This window comes from Limnobaculum parvum (assembly GCF_003096015.2).
Classification (GTDB): Bacteria; Pseudomonadota; Gammaproteobacteria; order Enterobacterales; family Enterobacteriaceae; genus Limnobaculum; species Limnobaculum parvum.
In genome coordinates this window covers 1,419,091-1,438,168 of sequence record NZ_CP029185.2, presented here as the reverse complement: position 1 = coordinate 1,438,168, position 19,078 = coordinate 1,419,091, and the positions used below count along the sequence as shown (strand labels likewise).

11 protein-coding genes and 2 pseudogenes are annotated in these 19,078 nt (G+C 44.4%); 3 read left to right on the top strand and 10 right to left on the bottom strand.

Annotated elements, in window-relative coordinates; translation table 11 throughout:
* Window positions 1–72: 72 nt before the first annotated feature.
* The 10 genes and pseudogenes from lpxK to ansB form a co-directional block, all read right to left on the bottom strand.
* Entirely contained in the window at window positions 73–1,056 is a 984-nt protein-coding gene (lpxK, locus tag HYN51_RS05785; protein ID WP_108901959.1) for a tetraacyldisaccharide 4'-kinase, read from the bottom strand.
* Window positions 1,053–2,800 (bottom strand): annotated as a pseudogene (gene msbA / locus HYN51_RS05780) (lipid A ABC transporter ATP-binding protein/permease MsbA). Before msbA ends, lpxK begins: the two are co-directional and overlap by 4 nt.
* Window positions 2,801–2,834: 34 nt before the next feature.
* Window positions 2,835–4,699, bottom strand: a pseudogene (locus HYN51_RS16700) (DNA internalization-related competence protein ComEC/Rec2).
* A gap of 672 nt (window positions 4,700–5,371) precedes the next feature.
* Window positions 5,372–5,659 carry an integration host factor subunit beta gene (ihfB, locus tag HYN51_RS05760; protein ID WP_108901955.1) on the bottom strand — a complete coding sequence of 96 codons (288 nt, stop codon included), beginning with the start codon at window positions 5,657–5,659 and terminating at the stop codon, window positions 5,372–5,374.
* Between the two features lie 58 nt (window positions 5,660–5,717).
* On the bottom strand, window positions 5,718–7,403 hold the full coding sequence (rpsA, locus tag HYN51_RS05755) for a 30S ribosomal protein S1 (RefSeq protein WP_108901954.1): 1,686 nt from the start codon (window positions 7,401–7,403) through the stop codon (window positions 5,718–5,720).
* Between the two features lie 142 nt (window positions 7,404–7,545).
* The gene (gene cmk / locus HYN51_RS05750; RefSeq protein ID WP_108901953.1) at window positions 7,546–8,223 is read right to left on the bottom strand and encodes a (d)CMP kinase; all 678 of its coding nucleotides are present in this window, start codon (window positions 8,221–8,223) and stop codon (window positions 7,546–7,548) included.
* 253 nt (window positions 8,224–8,476) lie between these two features.
* Window positions 8,477–9,763, bottom strand: a complete 1,287-nt coding sequence (gene aroA, locus HYN51_RS05745) for a 3-phosphoshikimate 1-carboxyvinyltransferase (protein ID WP_108901952.1) — start codon at window positions 9,761–9,763, stop codon at window positions 8,477–8,479.
* 66 nt (window positions 9,764–9,829) lie between these two features.
* A complete protein-coding gene (locus tag HYN51_RS05740) occupies window positions 9,830–10,525 on the bottom strand; it encodes an aspartate/glutamate racemase family protein (protein WP_108901951.1) in 696 nt (231 codons plus the stop codon).
* A 137-nt stretch (window positions 10,526–10,662) separates the two neighbouring features.
* Window positions 10,663–11,748, bottom strand: coding sequence for a 3-phosphoserine/phosphohydroxythreonine transaminase (gene serC, locus HYN51_RS05735; RefSeq protein ID WP_108901950.1), 1,086 nt, complete (start codon window positions 11,746–11,748; stop codon window positions 10,663–10,665).
* A 329-nt stretch (window positions 11,749–12,077) separates the two neighbouring features.
* Complete coding sequence (gene ansB, locus HYN51_RS05730; RefSeq protein ID WP_108901949.1) at window positions 12,078–13,127, bottom strand: L-asparaginase 2; 1,050 nt, start codon at window positions 13,125–13,127, stop codon at window positions 12,078–12,080.
* A 403-nt stretch (window positions 13,128–13,530) separates the two neighbouring features.
* Between ansB and ycaO the strand changes: the two genes are divergently transcribed.
* The 3 genes from ycaO (at window position 13,531) to pflB (ending at window position 18,887) form a co-directional block, all read left to right on the top strand.
* Window positions 13,531–15,306, top strand: coding sequence for a 30S ribosomal protein S12 methylthiotransferase accessory factor YcaO (gene ycaO / locus HYN51_RS05725; RefSeq protein WP_108901948.1), 1,776 nt, complete (start codon window positions 13,531–13,533; stop codon window positions 15,304–15,306).
* Window positions 15,307–15,689: 383 nt separating this feature from the next.
* Window positions 15,690–16,541, top strand: a complete 852-nt coding sequence (gene focA / locus HYN51_RS05720; RefSeq protein WP_108901947.1) for a formate transporter FocA — start codon at window positions 15,690–15,692, stop codon at window positions 16,539–16,541.
* A 63-nt stretch (window positions 16,542–16,604) separates the two neighbouring features.
* Window positions 16,605–18,887 carry a formate C-acetyltransferase gene (gene pflB / locus HYN51_RS05715; protein WP_108901946.1) on the top strand — a complete coding sequence of 761 codons (2,283 nt, stop codon included), beginning with the start codon at window positions 16,605–16,607 and terminating at the stop codon, window positions 18,885–18,887.
* The last annotated feature ends 191 nt before the right edge of the window (window positions 18,888–19,078 follow it).

Genomic DNA, 19,078 nt, shown 5'->3' with positions numbered 1-19,078 from the left:
TTAATGATAAACACCATACGGATACTTGATGAAGCGAGGCGTATTTTAGTTATTCAATAAAGTAACGAGGGACTATTTTTTCTCAATCTTACTCATTATCAAGGCTAATAGCTTCTCCGCACTTTCGGCGGGAAGTTGAGCGTCAACAGGTAAATACCACCAATTTTTTTGAGCAAAGGCCCGGCACTTTACTGCATCTTTTTCTGTCATCAGTAAGCTTTGTTCTGCGTTGACTAGATTTGCCAACAAAGCTTCCGTGTATGGCTGATGATCGGCAAAAGCATGGGTTTGCTCAGGTTGCACATTGAGCGTGCTTAAGGTTTGGAAAAAACGAGGGGGATGACCGATTCCTGCCATTGCAACAACCCGTGTGAGATCCACCACCTGACAGCGCTCACCACTCAGCAGATTAATCGCTTCTCCCGGTTTGAGCTCCATCGATATTTCATTTTCCCGTGCTTTGCCCCCATTGGTAATCACGGCACCAACGGAACGCAAGCGCCCTGCTCGTTCACGCATTGGACCTGCGGGTAACCACCAACCATTACCAAAGCGCCGAACACCATCAATCACAACCAGTTCAACATCTCGCTGTAATGCGTAGTGCTGCAATCCATCATCAGTGATGATGACATCCAGTTTAAATTGATTAAGTAGGGTTTTGACCGCATCTGATCGCACGGGGGCAACCGCCACAGGTGCGCCAGTACGTTGGAAGATAAGCACCGGTTCATCTCCCGCGACTTCCGTGCTGGTGTTTTGATCCAAGACCAAAGGATAGCGATCAGATTTTCCACCATATCCCCGGGATACCACGCCAGCTCGAATTCCCTGACGTTGTAAATTCTCCACCAACCAAATCACTACCGGTGTTTTACCATTACCACCGGCCGTCAAATTACCAACGACCACAACCGGTACCGGCGAGCGCCATGACGTTAACCAGCCATGACGATATCCAAGCTGCCTTAAACCGCTAATCAAGCCATATAGCCATGAAAGCGGCAACAGCAGCAAATAGATTTTGGATTCGCCGGACCAAATGCGCTCAATCATTGGCTAAATTGCATCCGATGCAACTGAGCATAAGTGCCGCTATTCTTAATCAGCGAGGCATGGTTGCCACGTTCAACAATACGCCCATCTTCAATAACCAGAATTTCGTCTGCTTTCTCGATCGTGGACAGGCGATGGGCAATCACCAGAGAAGTCCTGTTTTTCTGTAACTCATCCAGCGCGGCTTGGATAGCGCGTTCTGATTCAGTATCCAGCGCAGAGGTTGCTTCATCAAGGATCAAAATAGGACTGTCCCTTAATAATGCTCGAGCAATAGCAATACGCTGGCGCTGACCACCGGATAGCAGAACCCCGTTCTCACCAATCACGGTGTCGAGGCCATTATCCATTTTATTGATGAAATCCATCGCGTAGGCCATTGTTGCGGCCTTCTCAATGTCTTCACGGGAATACTCAGTAGTTCGGGCATAAGCAATGTTATTGGCTATGGTGTCATTAAACAAATGAACACTTTGAGAAACTACCGCCACCTGAGAGCGCAACGATGCCAAGGTATACTCACGAATTTCATGATCATCAATCAGAATTTCACCTTCTTGGATGTCATAAAAGCGCGTCAATAAATTAGCAATGGTTGATTTACCCGAGCCAGAACGCCCCACTAACGCCACCGTTTTTCCAGCTGGAATTGTCAGGTTGATATTTCTCAATGCAGGCACATCTTTAGTTGGGTAAGTAAATGTCACATTCCTGAGTTCAACATTGCCCTGTACGCGATCAACTTTCAGAGTACCGGTATCTTGTTCTGTTTTCATATCCAGAATGGCAAACAATGTCTGACAGGCAGCCATACCACGTTGGAATTGAGCATTAACGTTAGTTAATGATTTAAGCGGCTTCATTAATGCCACCATTGAAGAGAACACCACGGTAATGGTACCAGCAGTCAACGTATCCATAATGCTGGGGAAACTGGCAGCAAACAGCACCATTGCTAACGCGGTTGAGGCTATCAGTTGAACAATGGGGTCAGATATGGCTGATGCCGCAACCATCTTCATACCTTGTTGACGCATCCTGTTGCTAACTTTATTAAAACGATCCGTTTCTACATCCTGACCACCGAATAGCAAGACTTCTTTATGCCCTTTTAGCATCTGTTCAGCACTGGCGGTAACTTGCCCCATCGTGTTTTGCATATTTTTACTGATACTACGAAAACGCTTGGAAACAAAACGGATAACAAAAGAGACAACCGGCGCCAGAATTACCAAATCAAGGATAGCTGCCAGCTGTTATAAAACATGATGCCAAACAGCGCCAGAATATAGGCCCCTTCACGAACGACGGTGATTAATGCACCGGAGGAAGAGGAAGCAACCTGCTCTGAATCATAAGTAATACGGGACAATAACGTTCCCGTTGATTGCTGATCAAAGAAAGAAACCGGCATATTCATCATATGACCAAATAGCCGACGACGAACGGTCATTACCACCTTGCCAGAAACCCATGACAAGCAGTAGGTTGAAACATAGCTGGTGATGCCGCGCATGACCATCAGCCCAAGCACAACCAATGGCATCCAGACTAATACGCGACTGCCAGCCTTACCAAAACCATCATCTAGCAAGGGTTTCAATAATGAGAGCATCATTGCATCCGTACCGGCATTCAAAATCAGTGCCACGGCAGAGACAATCAGTCCGAGCTTAAATGGCTTAATCAATGGCCATAAACGGCCAAATGTTTGCCACGTAGTTAGGTCTTTATCATTCAACATTAGTTACCAACATTATGCGAAATAGCGCGCTATTCTACTCATTATGAAGCAAAGAACCAAACCACTGGTGATACCAGCGGGGCATAAAATCTTCTCTGAGGGTTAATATTCTATATTTATCTTTATAAAACAATAAACTAACCTGACCAGATTTCGCTGTAGAAATCCATTTTATTCTAGAGTTTTTATACCGTTGTTCCACACTTTTAGCGGGGAGATTCCAAGGATTATAACGTGATACCGAGGTTAATGTAGCCTGTGGATTGACCGTTTGTATAAAGGAGAGTGTGGATGAGCTTTTACTGCCATGATGGGGTGTCTGTAAAATATCACTGACCAGTTGATTACCATAGTGTTTAACTAGATTCAGTTCCTGAATGCTTTCCAGATCTCCGGTTAGCAATACGCTATATTTACCATCGCTAATACGTAATACACAAGAGTTGGCATTATAAGCCCGAGTGACCAGAACCGGCGGCCAAAGTACGTTAAACGTTAAATGCCCCCATTGCCAACGATCTCCCTGCTGACAACCTTCACCTGAGGACCGGTTTGGTATACGTAACCACGCTTCAGGATAGGCTTTCTGTAATACGTCTAAACCGCCAATATGGTCCAAATCCTGATGGCTGATAATGATGCCCAGCAAAGATAAACGATGCCAACGCAAAAATGGCAGGATCTCTTTTTCGGCCATTGAACCACCATTCCAACTATTGCCGGTATCATAGATTATCGCCCGATCTCCTTGTCGAATAACCACGGCCAAACCGTGACCAACATCTAACATATCAACCCGCCATTTTTCATCCGGCTTTTGCCCAAATGGGACCAGAATCGCGATGAGGGTTACCCATGGCGTAAACAACCCGCAACGCCACAACGAGAGACGCCAACAAATGATTAGCACCCAACCTAACCCACTAAATAGCAACGTTGAACTAGCAACGGCGGCCCATCCCTGCTGCAACTCTCCCAATGTAAACAACACGCCTAATAATGAGTAATCTGCAATCCACCAAAATAAGATTGCCAATGATGGTAACCAGCAAAAGAGTAGTCCGAATAATATCGCAGGAACGGTCACAAATGAGACCACAGGTACAGCGACAAGATTGGCCGGTAATGATGTCCAACTGATGCCATGAAACATAAAAAGCTGTATGGGGATAAGCAAAACCATCATGGCTAGCTGTAAATGTAGCCAACGGGCCAAGACTCGATAACGAAACGTTATCCAACTAGGCAATGGAACCCATTGAAACCAAAAATCAATCCGGCAACGGCCAGACAGGATAGCCATAAGCTGTCAGAGAGAATCATCAATGGATCGAATATCAATAGTAGGGTAATGATACGTAACCAAACCTGCCACGGAGTCCAGTTAATTCCTTTCCCTCTCAGTAACATCCAGATTGAAAGTGCCAAAAAAGCTCTTAACGCAGGAGGATTGGCCCCCGATAACCAAACGTATAACGTTGCAGTTATCCATCCCAAAAGCATAGGAAACCACAAGCCTATATAGCGATTGCGAAAAAGATACTGTATCCCTCGGGCTAAAGCCCAACCGAACAATGCCGCCAAAGAAATGTGTAGGCCCGATATTGCCATCAGATGAGCGGTTCCTGTTTGTAAGAACAGTGTTCTTCGTTCTGGCCGCATCCCTCCCCGTTCACCAAATGCGAGGGCCAAAATGATATCCTTGGTTGCTAACGGCGCTATAAACTGTTGCACCCGATTCATTAATTTCTGCCGAAGCTCTATAGATTCATCCAAGACTTTTGCTGACTTGACCTGCCCAATGAGCGGCTGATGAATGGCAATAGCCCTACGTTGCTGGTCATATCCCCCTGATTTAAACGACTGTGAACCGCTCTGAATAGCAGATTTAACTGCCATTGCTGCCCTGCCGCCATTTGTTGGGCAATTATCTGATCGGTCATCGAAAAGTGGAGTGGCAACGTGAAGTATTCCATCCACGATAATGTCTGGCCATCTACCTGCTTCACCCGTAGCAACACGGTTTGAGATTCTTTTGCGTTGATCTGGGCACTCACTATCTGCCCCTGTACTTGGGCTGTGCGCCCCGCGTAACTATTGACCTGATGATAAGCTTCATCAGCATACAAGGTACCCCATAAAAAACTGAGTAACGTAATAGATAAGAACTTTAGGTTATTCCCTCGACATCCAGCACACAGTAGAGCAATCATCGCAACCGACCACCAAATCAATGGGGAAGGAAGTTTCGGGAGAAATAGCAAGGGTAGAATACCGCTGATTACCGCACATGAAATCAGATCGATTGAGAGCACTGAACGCAAAATAGAGATCCTTTGGATACGGCTTTGTTATTCCGTTTTATATATGGATATCTATTGTGGGACGACAAGAGGAAATCAGAAGAGCGAACCGGAAAGCAATATTTTATTCGCATTGCCTATTGTTGCATGGATATTGCGAAGCGGGCTGAGTTTTCAGACTGCTTATAAACTTAAACCAATAAAAAATCCGGAACAGATTAACTGGTCCGGATTTTATAATTAAGTCAAACAGGCAATGATTTACGGATTATTGACCGTAAATATTCGCACGATCGCGTAACTCTTTACCTGGTTTAAAGTGCGGAACATATTTACTTTCTAGTTCCACTTTCTCACCCGTTTTTGGGTTACGTCCAACACGCGGGGCACGGTAGTGAAGAGAAAAACTGCCAAACCCACGGATCTCGATGCGTTCACCACCGGCTAAAGTTACTGCCATATGCTCAAGCATCTCTTTCACTGCATCTTCAACTGATTTAGTTGGTAAATGAGTGTGTCTACTAGCGAGTCTTTCTATAAGTTCAGACTTGGTCATCGTTCCTCCAAGCTTATCAGCTCAACTACCGAAGGGGCAGCATTGCTGCCCCTCGCCATTATTCGCCTTTAGCTGCTTTAAATGCTTCAGCCATAGCGTTAGAGAATCCACCTTCTTCTTGCTTAGTGCTGTTAGTATTATTAACAGTAGCAACGGCTTCTTTCTCATCAGCTTCGTCTTTAGCACGGACAGACAGGCTGATTACACGGTTTTTACGATCAACACCCGTGTATTTAGCTTCAACTTCATCACCAACGCTCAGAACCGTGGTTGCATCTTCAACACGCTCACGGCTTGCATCAGCAGCACGCAGGTAACCATCAACGCCACCCGCTAATTCAACTGTAGCACCTTTTGCGTCAACTGCTGTTACTTTCCCTTTAACAATAGCACCTTTCTTGTTATTAGCTAGGTAGTTGTTAAATGGATCTTCAGCCAATTGCTTAACGCCTAAAGAGATACGCTCGCGCTCTGCATCAACTTGCAGAACCACAGCGGCGATTTCGTCACCTTTCTTATAGTCACGAACCGCTTCTTCTCCAGCAACGTTCCAAGATATGTCAGACAGGTGAACCAGACCATCAATACCGCCGTCTAAGCCGATGAAGATACCGAAGTCAGTGATTGACTTGATCTTACCTTCAACACGCTCGCCCTTGTTATGGGTTTCAGCGAATTGCTGCCATGGGTTCATTTTGCACTGCTTCAGACCCAGAGAGATACGACGACGTTCTTCGTCGATATCCAGAACCATAACTTCAACCACATCACCCACGTTAACAACTTTAGATGGATGAATGTTTTTGTTGGTCCAATCCATTTCTGAAACGTGTACCAGACCTTCAACGCCTTCTTCGATTTCAACGAAGCAGCCGTAGTCAGTCAGGTTGGTTACGCGACCAGTCAGTTTAGTACCTTCTGGGTAACGCTTAGCGATAGCTACCCACGGATCTTCGCCTAACTGCTTCAGACCCAGTGAAACACGGGTACGATCGCGGTCAAACTTAAGAACTTTAACCAGGATTTCATCACCAACATTAACGATTTCGCTAGGATGCTTAACGCGTTTCCAAGCCATATCAGTAATGTGTAACAGGCCGTCAACGCCACCCAGATCAACGAATGCACCGTAGTCAGTAAGGTTCTTAACGATACCTTTAACTTCCATGCCTTCTTGCAGGTTTTCTAGCAGTTGATCGCGCTCTGCACTGTTTTCTGATTCGATTACAGCACGGCGAGAAACAACAACGTTGTTACGTTTTTGGTCAAGTTTGATAACCTTGAACTCAAGCTCTTTGCCCTCTAAGTGCAGCGTGTCACGAACAGGACGAACGTCTACCAGTGAACCTGGTAAGAACGCACGAATGCCGTTAAGCTCAACGGTAAATCCACCTTTGACCTTGCCATTGATAATACCAATAACAGTTGCAGCTTCTACAGAAGCTTTTTCCAGCGTGATCCAAGCTTCATGACGCTTCGCTTTCTCACGAGACAGCAGAGTTTCACCGAAACCATCTTCGATAGCATCTAGCGCTACGTCTACTTCATCACCAACCTGGATTTCCAGTTCGCCCTGAGCGTTTTTAAACTGTTCTACTGGGATTGCAGATTCTGATTTCAGACCTGCGTCAACCAGAACAACGTCTTTATCAATAGCAACAACAACGCCGCGTACAATGGAACCCGGACGGGTTTCAATTTCATTCAGGGATTCTTCAAAGAGTTGAGCAAAAGATTCAGTCATGTTATTAATCTTCAGGATTCTTTAATTTAACGTCCATCTGACATCCGGCCCGATGGGGTTGTTATACATACCCTGCTTACATCCTTGCAACAGAGTTATTCATAAAAAGCCCACTGCCTAAAATATAAGCAGTAGACATGAATTATTTTAGCACACTTTGCACATAAGCTAACGCACGTTCAATCACTTCATCAACACTCATATGGGTTGAATCGATCATTAACGCATCAGTAGCCGGAACTAGGGGTGCAACCGCCCGATTACGATCCCGGGAATCCCGTTCCTGTATCTCAGACAAAAGACGTTCGAATTTAACACACTGCCCCTTTTCCTGCAACTGTAGCATGCGTCTTCTGGCTCTCTCTTCCGCGCTGGCATCGAGAAAAATTTTCACCGGCGCATCAGGAAAAACAATCGTTCCCATATCGCGGCCATCAGCAATCAGCCCTGGGGCCTCTCTAAATGCTCTTTGGCGACGTAATAGCGCTTCTCTGACGCGCGGAAATGCCGCGACTTGAGATGCCGCATTACCAACACTCTCATTGCGGATTTCATTGGTTACCGTTTCACCCTCAAGAATCACCTGCAATTGGTTTTGTTGAGAAATAAAACGAACATTCAAATGAATAGCCAGAGGAACTAGCGCCTCTTCCGAAGCCAGATCCACTTCATGATGCAGTGCGGCTAATGCTAAAACGCGATAAATAGCACCTGAATCCAGTAAATGCCACCCCAGTTTTTCGGCCAAAGCCTGACAGAGCGTTCCTTTCCCCACTCCGCTTGGGCCGTCAACGGTTATTACCGGCGCAACTGCTGTCATATCGAGCTCCTTTAAACCAGAAAAATCATGATGTACGTCAATGGAACATATCCCGTGATTATACGCATCATCGCTGCTAACTGACAGGATATGTATTCACTATGGTCGTATGCAAAAAGAACAAATAATTAGATTTCAATAAGAAAGGTGCGTAAATAGATGGATGTTAACCCTATTTGTTGATTGAAAAGACATGCAAGTATCAGATAAGTGATACAGGTGGCTAAAACCTGTATCACTTGAAATAGCAACGTTATGCCAACTGACTTAAACGCGCGAACTGTTTAAAGTAGTCAGGAAAGGTTTTGGCGGTACATTTTGGGTCCAAAATGGTCACTGGCGTATCGGACAACGCTACCAGCGAAAAACACATCGCCATACGGTGATCGTTATAAGTTTCAATTTCTGCATGCTTCAGATGTGCAGGTGGAACCACTCGAATATAATCTTCCCCCTCCTCTACTTCTGCACCTACTTTTCTCAGTTCCGTTGCCATTGCACTGAGCCGGTCGGTCTCTTTAACTCGCCAGTTGTAGATATTACGAATGCGGGTTTCCCCTTTAGCGAACAGCGCCGTGGTGGCAATGGTCATCGCCGCATCCGGAATATGGTTCATATCCATATCAGTGCCGTTTAACACACCATGCTGACATTCGATAAAATCGTCGCCCCAAATAATTTTGGCCCCCATGGCTTCCAGCACATCGGCAAAACGAATATCGCCCTGAACACTGTTTTTACCGATGCCGGTAACTCTCACGCTACCGCCTTTAATCGCTGCTGCCGCAAGAAAGTAAGATGCTGAAGAGGCATCACCTTCAACCAGATATTGTTCCACTGCACGATACTGTTGTTGCCCTTTGACATGGAAAACCTGGTAGTTGTCATGACGGACTTCAATACCAAAATCGCTCATCATATGAAGTGTAATGTCGATATAGGGTTTTGAAACTAAATCACCTTTAATCGCAATATGGGTATCTTGTACCGCCAATGGAGCCGTCATCAATAAGGCCGTTAAAAATTGGCTGGACACAGAACCATCGACAGAGATATTTCCCCCCTGAAAACCACCACGCAGACGAAGCGGTGGGTAGTTTTGTTGCTCAAGGTAATCAATCTGCGCGCCACCCTGACGTAATGAATCCACCAGATGACCAATCGGACGCTCTTTCATTCGAGGCTCACCGGTTAGGATGATATCACTCTGCCCCAAACTTAATGCCGCAGCCAGCGGGCGCATGGCCGTTCCTGCATTTCCCAAAAATATCTCCAGTGCGTTTGGAGCCTTCAATGGTCCCCCTACACCGTCGATATCGCAAATGGTATGGCAATCAGATAACTGATAATGAACACCCAGTGCTTTTAACGCATTAAGCATATGACGAACATCATCACTGTCTAGCAGGTTAGTCAGTCGGGTTTTGCCCTGTGCCATTGCAGCCAGCAGTAATGCCCGGTTAGAAACACTTTTTGAACCAGGCAAATTAATAGTTCCATCAAATTTCGCAATGGGTTGTAGGGTTAACGATTCCAGCATGGGTAAATGTTCTCTTGTTATCGGGTTTGAATATTCAAATCGGTAAAAAGTAATTTGCAGTGACGCTTAAGCTTTCAGTGAAAGCTCCGCCGCACGAACAGCATGTATTTCTGCGGTGTCATATAAAGGAACAGAGGCATCTTTAGCACCAACCAATAGGCCTATCTCGGTACAACCCAGAATAATTCCCTGCGCACCGTTATCCACCAATTGCTGCATTATTCGGCTAAATTGTAGGCGGGATTCAGCTTCAATCCTGCCTAGACAAAGTTCCTGATAGATAACGCGATGCACGATCTCGCGATCGGCTTCCTCTGGCACGATAACCTCAATGCCGTGCTGGCTATTGAGTCGCCCCTTATAGAAATCTTGCTCCATGGTAAATCGAGTACCCAGCAAGCCAACCTTCTTAATACCATCTTCCAGAATGACTTCTGCTGTTGCATCAGCAATATGGCAAACAGGAACCGCAACCGCATTTTCTACCGTTTCATGAACTTTGTGCATGGTGTTGGTACAAATAACCAGAAAATCAGCCCCTGCACTTTCAAGTTTACGCGCCGCCTGTACCAGATGTTCACCGGCAGCATCCCAATCGCCCTGATGTTGCAACTGCTCTATTTCCTGAAAATCAACGCTAAACAATACAATTTTAGCGGAATGCAGACCACCAAGATGATGGCGAATGGTTTCATTAATATGACGATAATAAGGGATGGTTGATTCCCAACTCATCCCACCGATAAGCCCTATTGTTTTCACTGGGTTAGCTCTCAATCATTACTATTATTGGCCTGTTGGCCCAATAGATTCACAATAATCCCCACTGGCAGACAACCTGATAGCCCACCAGTTTTTTTATAACACATTAATTTTACAAGGCCATAAATCAACAATAATTAACCATGACGTTGTTCAAAATCAGCCATAAATTGCGTTAATGCCTGAACGCCAGACAACGGCATCGCGTTATAGACAGATGCACGCATACCGCCCAGCACCCGATGGCCCTTCAGTGCATGTAAACCAGCGACCTGAGCCTCTTCCAAGAATAGTTTATCCAGTGCACCATCAGCCAGTTGGAATGGAATATTCATCCAAGAGCGGTTAGCTATCGCCACGCCGTTACGGTAGAAATCACTGCTATCAATAAAGCCATACAGATGTGATGCTTTCTCTTCGTTACGACGAGACATTTCAGTCAATCCACCCTGCGCTTTTAGCCATTTGAATACCAGCCCTGACAGATACCAAGCAAAGGTAGGTGGTGTATTGAACATGGAGTCATTCTCATGTAACACGGTAAAATCGAGAATAGACGGCGTCTCTTGGCGCGCTTTACCCAGCAGGTCTTCACGTATGACGATCACCGTGATACCTGCCGGTCCAATATTCTTTTGTGCCCCAGCATAAATTACGCCATAGCGGCTAACATCAATGGGGCGCGATAAGATGGTTGAAGAGAGGTCAGCGACTACAACCTTATCGCCAAAATCAGGTTGTTCATCAATAGCTACACCGTCAATCGTCTCATTTGGACAGAAGTGAACATAGGCAGATTTATCACTCAACACCCAATCTTTCATTGGTTTAATGGCCGATAATCCATCGATTTGAGTTTTTGCATCAAACACGTTTGTCGTGCAGTATTTTTCCGCTTCCTGAATTGCGCTGTGGGCCCAATAGCCGCCATCAATATAGTCAGCCTGAGTAGCGTCACCTAATAAATTTAAGGGAATCGAGGCAAATTGGGCACGCGCGCCCCCATGACTAAACAGGACTTTATAATTATCAGGAATCTTCATCAAATCGCGCAGATCGCGCTCAGCCGTTTCGGCTACCTGAATAAACTCTTTACTGCGGTGACTAATTTCCATGACCGATGTGCCGAGCCCCTGCCAGTCACAAAGTTCTTGTTGTGCCTGACGTAACACTTCAACCGGTAACATTGCCGGCCCTGCACTAAAATTAAATACCTGTGCCATTTACTTCACCGCCCTGATAGAGATTATGGATTAGTTTTTTAGAAAAGAGATTATCGGTTTTATCATTCACTTAGTTTTGCTGCAATGCTTTATGCATCAGTTCTGATTAATTTTTCACTCCAATCGGCATCTGTTTTGTTATCTACCGCAAAAAAGGGGTTGCTTATAGCAAGACAAGCAAATGAATTAGCTAAAAGAAACGAAAGAACAGCACATTCATCAAGATGAAGAGAAAAACAGCAAATATTCCAGACCGAATAATGAAGAAAGTAAAAAAATAGCGGATGTCGTCTATCAGTCAGGCACCCGCTATCACTGGCATCTATCTATTAATATTGATTAAACATCTTCTGAATTTCAACCGGATCTTGCGTCTTCGTTAACGCTAACTGTAGCAGCACGCGTGCTTTTTGTGGATTCAGCGTACCGGATGCAACAAAACCATACTTAACATCATCAATTTCTGCATCCTGCGTCGTAGAACCCATCGGTACACGTGAAGAACGAACGACTACAACCCCCTGATCTCTGGCATGAACTAACGCATCAAATACCGTTTTATACAGGTTACCATTACCTACACCTGCGCTAACAATACCTTTCGTCCCATCAGCAAGCAGAGCCTTAACCGGTGAAGCCGAAGCATTCGCGTAACTATATATGATGTCTACTTTTGGCAGCTCAGCCAGTTTACTGACGTCAAATGGTGCTTCTGGTGCGTGAGCCCGTGTTGGTATTCGCTGATAATCGATTTTACCATTATGGATATACCCCAGTGGCCCATAGTTGACTGACTGGAAAGTCTCAACACCGGTAGTATTGGTTTTAGTCACGTCCCGACCACCGAGAACAACATCATTCATCGCAACCAACACGCCACGACCTGCTGAGTTTTTATCTGAGGCAACTACCACGGCATTGTAAAGATTGAAGGGGCCGTCGGCACTCATGGCGGTAGCTGGGCGCATTGCACCAACCATCACTACCGGTTTATTACATTTTACCGTCAGGTTAAGGAAGTAGGCGGTTTCTTCCATTGTATCTGTGCCGTGAGTAATCACGAAACCATCGCTGCTGTTACAACCTGCGTTGATAATCTTAGCCAGCTTAAGCCAGACTTCATCATTCATATCCTGTGAACCGATATTCACGATTTGCTCGCCTTTAATATCCGCAATCTCTTTTAATTGTGGAACGGCATCAACTAAACGATCTACACCAAACTGCCCTGAGACATAATTAGATTGTGTTTCTGAAACGCCCCCGCCCGCAATGGTTCCACCGGTGGCCAAAATGGTAATAGTCGGTAATTTTGCCAACGCGGGCACAGTGAGACAACAAAGCAAAACACCAAGGGTAGTCTTCTTGACCTCTAACATACTTAATCTCCTATCTACGTTATTCTTAAAGCAAAAAATGAGTATCTGAGTTACTGATATCTTTAAAATAATTAATAATTGGAGCGACGAAATACAGCTTCAATTACAACCAAAATATCAGTATGTCTGAAGTGAATTAATTACGAAAAAATTATAACGTGACGTAATTATATTCCGACAATAGAGCCCCACTTAACATCCTGAAACTCACTGTATTATTAGAACATTTGATTTTTTTTCTGTGACACTACGCCCGAGAACTAACATTCATTGAGTCATTCAGCTAATTAATTATTGCATCACACACTATGGAGCTATGCTCAAAAAACCCGTATGATGCCGACTCGTTAAATTAACGAAATAGCATGGACAAATCCATTAAGAATCAAGAGCCTAAAAATTAATGCAAACAATCACTCCTACAACACCGCAAACGTTTATTCCTGGTAAAGATGCAGCACTGGAAGACTCCATCTCGCGTTTTCAACAAAAGCTAACTCAATTAGGGTTCAATATAGAAGAAGCGTCCTGGCTAAACCCAGTTCCAAATGTTTGGTCGGTACATATACGTGATAAGGATTGTCCACTCTGTTTTACTAATGGAAAAGGCGCGACTCGAAAAGCAGCTCTGGCTTCTGCACTAGGTGAATATTTTGAGCGTTTGTCCACTAACTACTTTTTTGCAGATTTCTATTTAGGCAAAACCATTGCTGAAAGTGATTTTGTCCACTATCCCAATGAGAGATGGTTTCCTGTTTCTCCGGACAACAGCTTACCTGAAGGTATTTTAGATCCGCACCTGCATGCTTTTTATGACCCTGACCAAAGCCTAACAGCCACCGAGCTGGTTGATTTACAGTCTGGCAATGTCGATCGGGGGATCTGTACCCTACCGTTTGTCCGTCAATCCGATCGTGAAACGGTTTATATTCCAATGAACATTATCGGTAACCTTTATGTTTCTAACGGGATGTCTGCCGGTAATAACCGCAATGAAGCGCGAGTTCAGGCGCTATCAGAAATTTTTGAGCGTTTTGTAAAAAACCGCATTATTGCTGAAGCTATTAGCCTGCCGGAAATCCCGCAGGCGATGATCGATCTTTATCCATCGGTAAAAGAAGCAATCACCACGCTTGAAGCTGAAGGTTTCCCAATATTTGCTTATGACGCTTCTCTGGGTGGTCAATACCCTGTTATCTGCGTTGTGCTGTTCAACCCAACCAATGGAACCTGCTTTGCTTCATTTGGTGCCCACCCTGACTTTGGCGTTGCACTGGAGCGTACCGTCACCGAATTGCTACAGGGCCGCAGCCTGAAAGATTTGGACGTGTTCAACGCACCAACCTTTGATAATGAAGAAGTGGGTGAATATACCAATCTGGAAACACACTTTATTGATTCCAGCGGTTTAATTTCTTGGGATCTGTTTAAACAACAAGCCGACTATGAATTTGTTGGTTGGGACTTCAGTGGAACCTCTGAAGAAGAGTTTGCCACCATGATGACTATCTTTAATAAAGAAGAAGTGGAAGTCTATATCGCTGATTACACCCATTTGGGGGTTGATGCCTGCCGGATTCTGGTTCCAGGTATGTCCGATATCTATCCTGCCGAAGATCTGGTGTTAGCCAATAACAGTATGGGCCAACATTTAAGAGACACCATTTTAAGCCTACCCTCCAGCCAGTGGCAGCCAGAAGAGTATCTGGCTTTCATCGAGCAGATAGATCAAGAAGGCCTAGACGACTTTGTGCGTGTGCGTGAACTACTGGGAATGGCGACCGGCTCTAACAACGTTTGGAGTAGCCTGCGTGTAGGTGAACTTAAATCTATGTTGGCCCTCGCCGGCGGTGATTTAGATCAGGCGCTAAGCTGGGTGGAATGGACTCAGGAATTCAACGCATCTTTGTTGAGTGACGAACGTCGTAACTACTACCGCTGTCTGCAAACCTTACTGTTAATGCAGGTGGATGCCGAAGAACGCGATCCTGAACAATACAATCCGGTATTTAACCGCATGTATGGTGCTGATACCGTGGCAACGGTCTGGAGCAATATTCGTGGAATACAACGTTTCCACGGTCTTTTTGATGTAGATCAAGATTTAACTCAACTATCTACACATTGCTCTTTGCTAACGGCCTATAACAAATTACAAGCGGCTAAACGGTTAGCTTAATTAACTGACCAAATAACAAGACTCTTTATAAAAAATAGAGAGTCTTGTTAGTACCACTTTAAAAAGTAAAATAATAAGAATTAATGTTAATTAAAAGTAAAAATATATAATTAATAAATTTTAATTTAATACATTATTTATAATTTATTAACAATGTCTGATATCGTTTCAGCGGTTGATTAAAAATATTTTGCAAACATTAAAAAAGTTTTTACTGAAATTAATCAATTGGATATGATTAAAAAATACTTTTTTACGCCCTTTTTTACAATTATTCATTTTACTCATCATGATCAGTATCAAATTTTGCAGTATACTGCTTTGTTAGTATCACCAAGCAATTTAGTCTTCAGTCTTTTATTTAGGCGCAGAGATCTTATTAAGTGAAAACAGATAATCCTATTGCAGCATTATCACCCGCCGCCATGGCTCAAGTTGCCGAGAATGCGGGAATATATAAAGCTACAAAACATCCAGCTATTACATTCTGCTCAGCAATATTAGCTGGCGCATTTATTTCAATCGCATTCGTCTTCTATATTACCGCTACCACCGGAACAGCTAATGTTCCTTTCGGCATAGCTAAATTTTTAGGCGGCGTCTGTTTCTCTCTAGGTTTGATGTTGGTTGTTGCCTGCGGCACCGACCTTTTCACCTCAACGGTATTAACCTGTATTGCTAAAGCAAGCAATCACATTACCTGGGGTCAAATGTTCCGTAACTGGATCAACGTTTATCTAGGCAATTTAGTCGGTGCACTGCTCTTTGTTGCTATTATCTTCTTAGCAGGCCAAATCACTGCAGCCAACGGCCTTTGGGGGCTAAATGTGCTACAAACGGCAAATCATAAACTACATCATACCTTTGTAGAAGCGGTAGCCCTTGGTACACTGGCTAACCTGATGGTCTGCTTAGCGGTATGGATGAGTTATGCTGGTCGCAGTTTAACCGATAAAATGTTGGTAATGATTCTTCCTGTAGCCATGTTTGTTGCTGGTGGTTTTGAACACAGCATTGCAAACATGTTTATGATTCCAATGGGGATCGTGATTAAGAATTTTGCATCTCCTGAGTTCTGGCACATGATTAACGCCACTCCGGACCAATTTCCAAGCCTGACTGTAAGTAACTTTGTTATAGACAACCTAATCCCCGTGACAATTGGTAATATCATCGGTGGGTTAATAGTAGGTTTGCCTTTTTGGGCAATGTATTTACGTGGTGGGAAGCACTAGTTCGATGCTTCCTTCAATAAAAGGTTAATCCAATTTCCTTAGAATATGAAAGGTAGGTAAAAAATGACCGAGCTTAACCAAAAGTTTGTTAAAGCGTGGGAAGGATTTAAAGACGGTGACTGGAAACATCACGTTGACGTTCGCGACTTTGTCCAGAAAAACTACACCCCATATGAAGGTGATGAATCTTTCCTAGCTGGCGCAACTGATGCGACTGACAAGCTATGGGATAAAGTGATGGAAGGCATCAAAATCGAAAACCGCACACATGCGCCAGTCGATTTTGACACCGATATCGCTTCAACCATTACCTCCCACGATGCGGGTTACATCAACAAAGAATTAGAAACCATCGTTGGTTTACAAACCGACGCTCCATTGAAGCGTGCCATCATTCCATATGGCGGCATTAAAATGGTTGAAGGCTCTTGTCAGGTTTACGGTCGTGAACTTGATCCTGCACTGAAAAAGATCTTCACTGATTATCGTAAAACTCACAACCAAGGCGTTTTTGATGTTTATACTAAAGACATCCTGAACTGCCGTAAATCCGGTGTATTAACCGGTTTACCAGATGCTTATGGCCGTGGCCGTATCATCGGTGACTACCGTCGCGTAGCTGTCTATGGTATCGACTTCCTGATGGCTGATAAATACGCTCAATTCCAATCTCTACAAGAGAAAATGGAAAACGGTGAAGACTTAGAAATGACTATCCAACTGCGCGAAGAGATTTCTGAGCAACATCGTGCACTGGGTCAAATGAAAGAAATGGCAGCAAAATACGGTTACGATATTTCTGCTCCAGCAACTAACGCACGTGAAGCCGTTCAGTGGACCTACTTCGCCTATCTGGCGGCAGTAAAATCTCAAAACGGTGCTGCAATGTCCTTCGGTCGTGTATCAACGTTCCTTGACGTTTATATCGAACGTGACCTGAAAAAGGGCTTAATTACTGAAACTGAAGCTCAAGAGCTGATCGACCATTTAGTCATGAAGCTGCGTATGGTTCGTTTCCTGCGTACGCCTGAATATGATGAGCTGTTCTCTGGTGACCCAATTTGGGCAACAGAATCTATGGCAGGTATGGGTGTTGATGGTCGTACTCTGGTGTCTAAAACCAGTTTCCGTTTCCTGAACACGTTATACACCATGGGCCCTTCTCCAGAACCAAACATGACTATTCTGTGGTCTGAGAAGTTACCAATCGCATTTAAAAAGTATGCGGCTAAAGTGTCTATCGATACCTCATCTGTACAGTATGAGAATGATGACCTGATGCGTCCTGACTTTAACAACGATGACTACGCTATCGCTTGCTGCGTAAGCCCAATGATCGTTGGTAAACAAATGCAGTTCTTCGGTGCTCGTGCAAACCTGGCTAAAACCATGCTGTATGCCATTAACGGCGGTATGGATGAAAAAATGAAGATCCAGGTTGGTCCAAAAGAAGCACCGATGACCGATGCCGTACTGGATTACGACAAAGTAATGAACCGTTTAGACCACTTTATGGACTGGTTAGCAAAACAGTACGTGACTTCTCTGAACATCATTCACTATATGCATGACAAATACAGCTACGAAGCAGCGCTGATGGCTCTGCACGATCGTGACGTGGTTCGCACCATGGCATGTGGTATTGCTGGTCTGTCGGTTGCCGCTGACTCCCTGTCTGCTATCAAGTACGCAAAAGTTAAACCAATCCGTGATGAAAACGGCTTGGCCGTTGACTTTGATATTGAAGGTGAATATCCGCAGTTCGGTAACAACGACTCTCGCGTTGATGATATCGCCTGCGATCTGGTAGAACGTTTCATGAAGAAAATTCAGAAACTGCGTACCTATCGCCACGCAATCCCAACTCAGTCTGTTCTGACCATCACTTCTAACGTGGTATATGGTAAGAAAACCGGTAACACTCCAGATGGTCGTCGCGCTGGCGCACCATTCGGACCAGGTGCTAACCCAATGCACGGTCGTGACCAGAAAGGTGCAGTTGCCTCTCTGACTTCTGTTGCTAAACTGCCGTTTGCTTACGCAAAAGATGGTATTTCTTATACCTTCTCTATCGTTCCAAATGCACTGGGTAAAGATGACGATGTACGTAAAGCTAACCTTGCGGGTTTGATGGATGGTTACTTCCACCACGAAGCCAGCATCGAAGGTGGTCAACACCTGAACGTTAACGTTATGAACCGTGAAATGCTGTTAGACGCTATGGAAAATCCTGAGAAATATCCTCAGTTAACCATTCGTGTATCAGGTTATGCAGTGCGTTTTAACTCACTGACTAAAGAACAGCAACAAGACGTTATTACCCGGACATTTACTCAAACGATGTAATTAGCATTAGTTTGAAAATGCGCTAAACATGAAGCCCTGCAATATTTGCAGGGCTTTTTTCATTAACAATAAAAATGCCGGCTTTAAAAGAAATCTTAACCAGAATGTCATAGAATAGAGGTTTCCGCCAAAGCAACACCCTAATTTGGTAGATTGAAAATCATCATTAGCAGATAGTCTTGTCAAAAACC

Excerpts from the sequence above, each read along its gene's own strand:
- rpsA (WP_108901954.1), bottom strand. The coding sequence starts at position 7,403 with ATGACTGAATCTTTTGCTCAACTCTTTGAAGAATCCCTGAATGAAATT.
- aroA (WP_108901952.1), bottom strand. The coding sequence starts at position 9,763 with ATGCTGGAATCGTTAACCCTACAACCCATTGCGAAATTTGATGGAACT.
- serC (WP_108901950.1), bottom strand. The coding sequence starts at position 11,748 with ATGGCACAGGTATTTAATTTTAGTGCAGGGCCGGCAATGTTACCGGTT.
- ihfB (WP_108901955.1), bottom strand. The coding sequence starts at position 5,659 with ATGACCAAGTCTGAACTTATAGAAAGACTCGCTAGTAGACACACTCAT.
- ycaO (WP_108901948.1), top strand. The coding sequence starts at position 13,531 with ATGCAAACAATCACTCCTACAACACCGCAAACGTTTATTCCTGGTAAA.
- pflB (WP_108901946.1), top strand. The coding sequence starts at position 16,605 with ATGACCGAGCTTAACCAAAAGTTTGTTAAAGCGTGGGAAGGATTTAAA.
- ansB (WP_108901949.1), bottom strand. The coding sequence starts at position 13,127 with ATGTTAGAGGTCAAGAAGACTACCCTTGGTGTTTTGCTTTGTTGTCTC.
- cmk (WP_108901953.1), bottom strand. The coding sequence starts at position 8,223 with ATGACAGCAGTTGCGCCGGTAATAACCGTTGACGGCCCAAGCGGAGTG.
- lpxK (WP_108901959.1), bottom strand. The coding sequence starts at position 1,056 with ATGATTGAGCGCATTTGGTCCGGCGAATCCAAAATCTATTTGCTGCTG.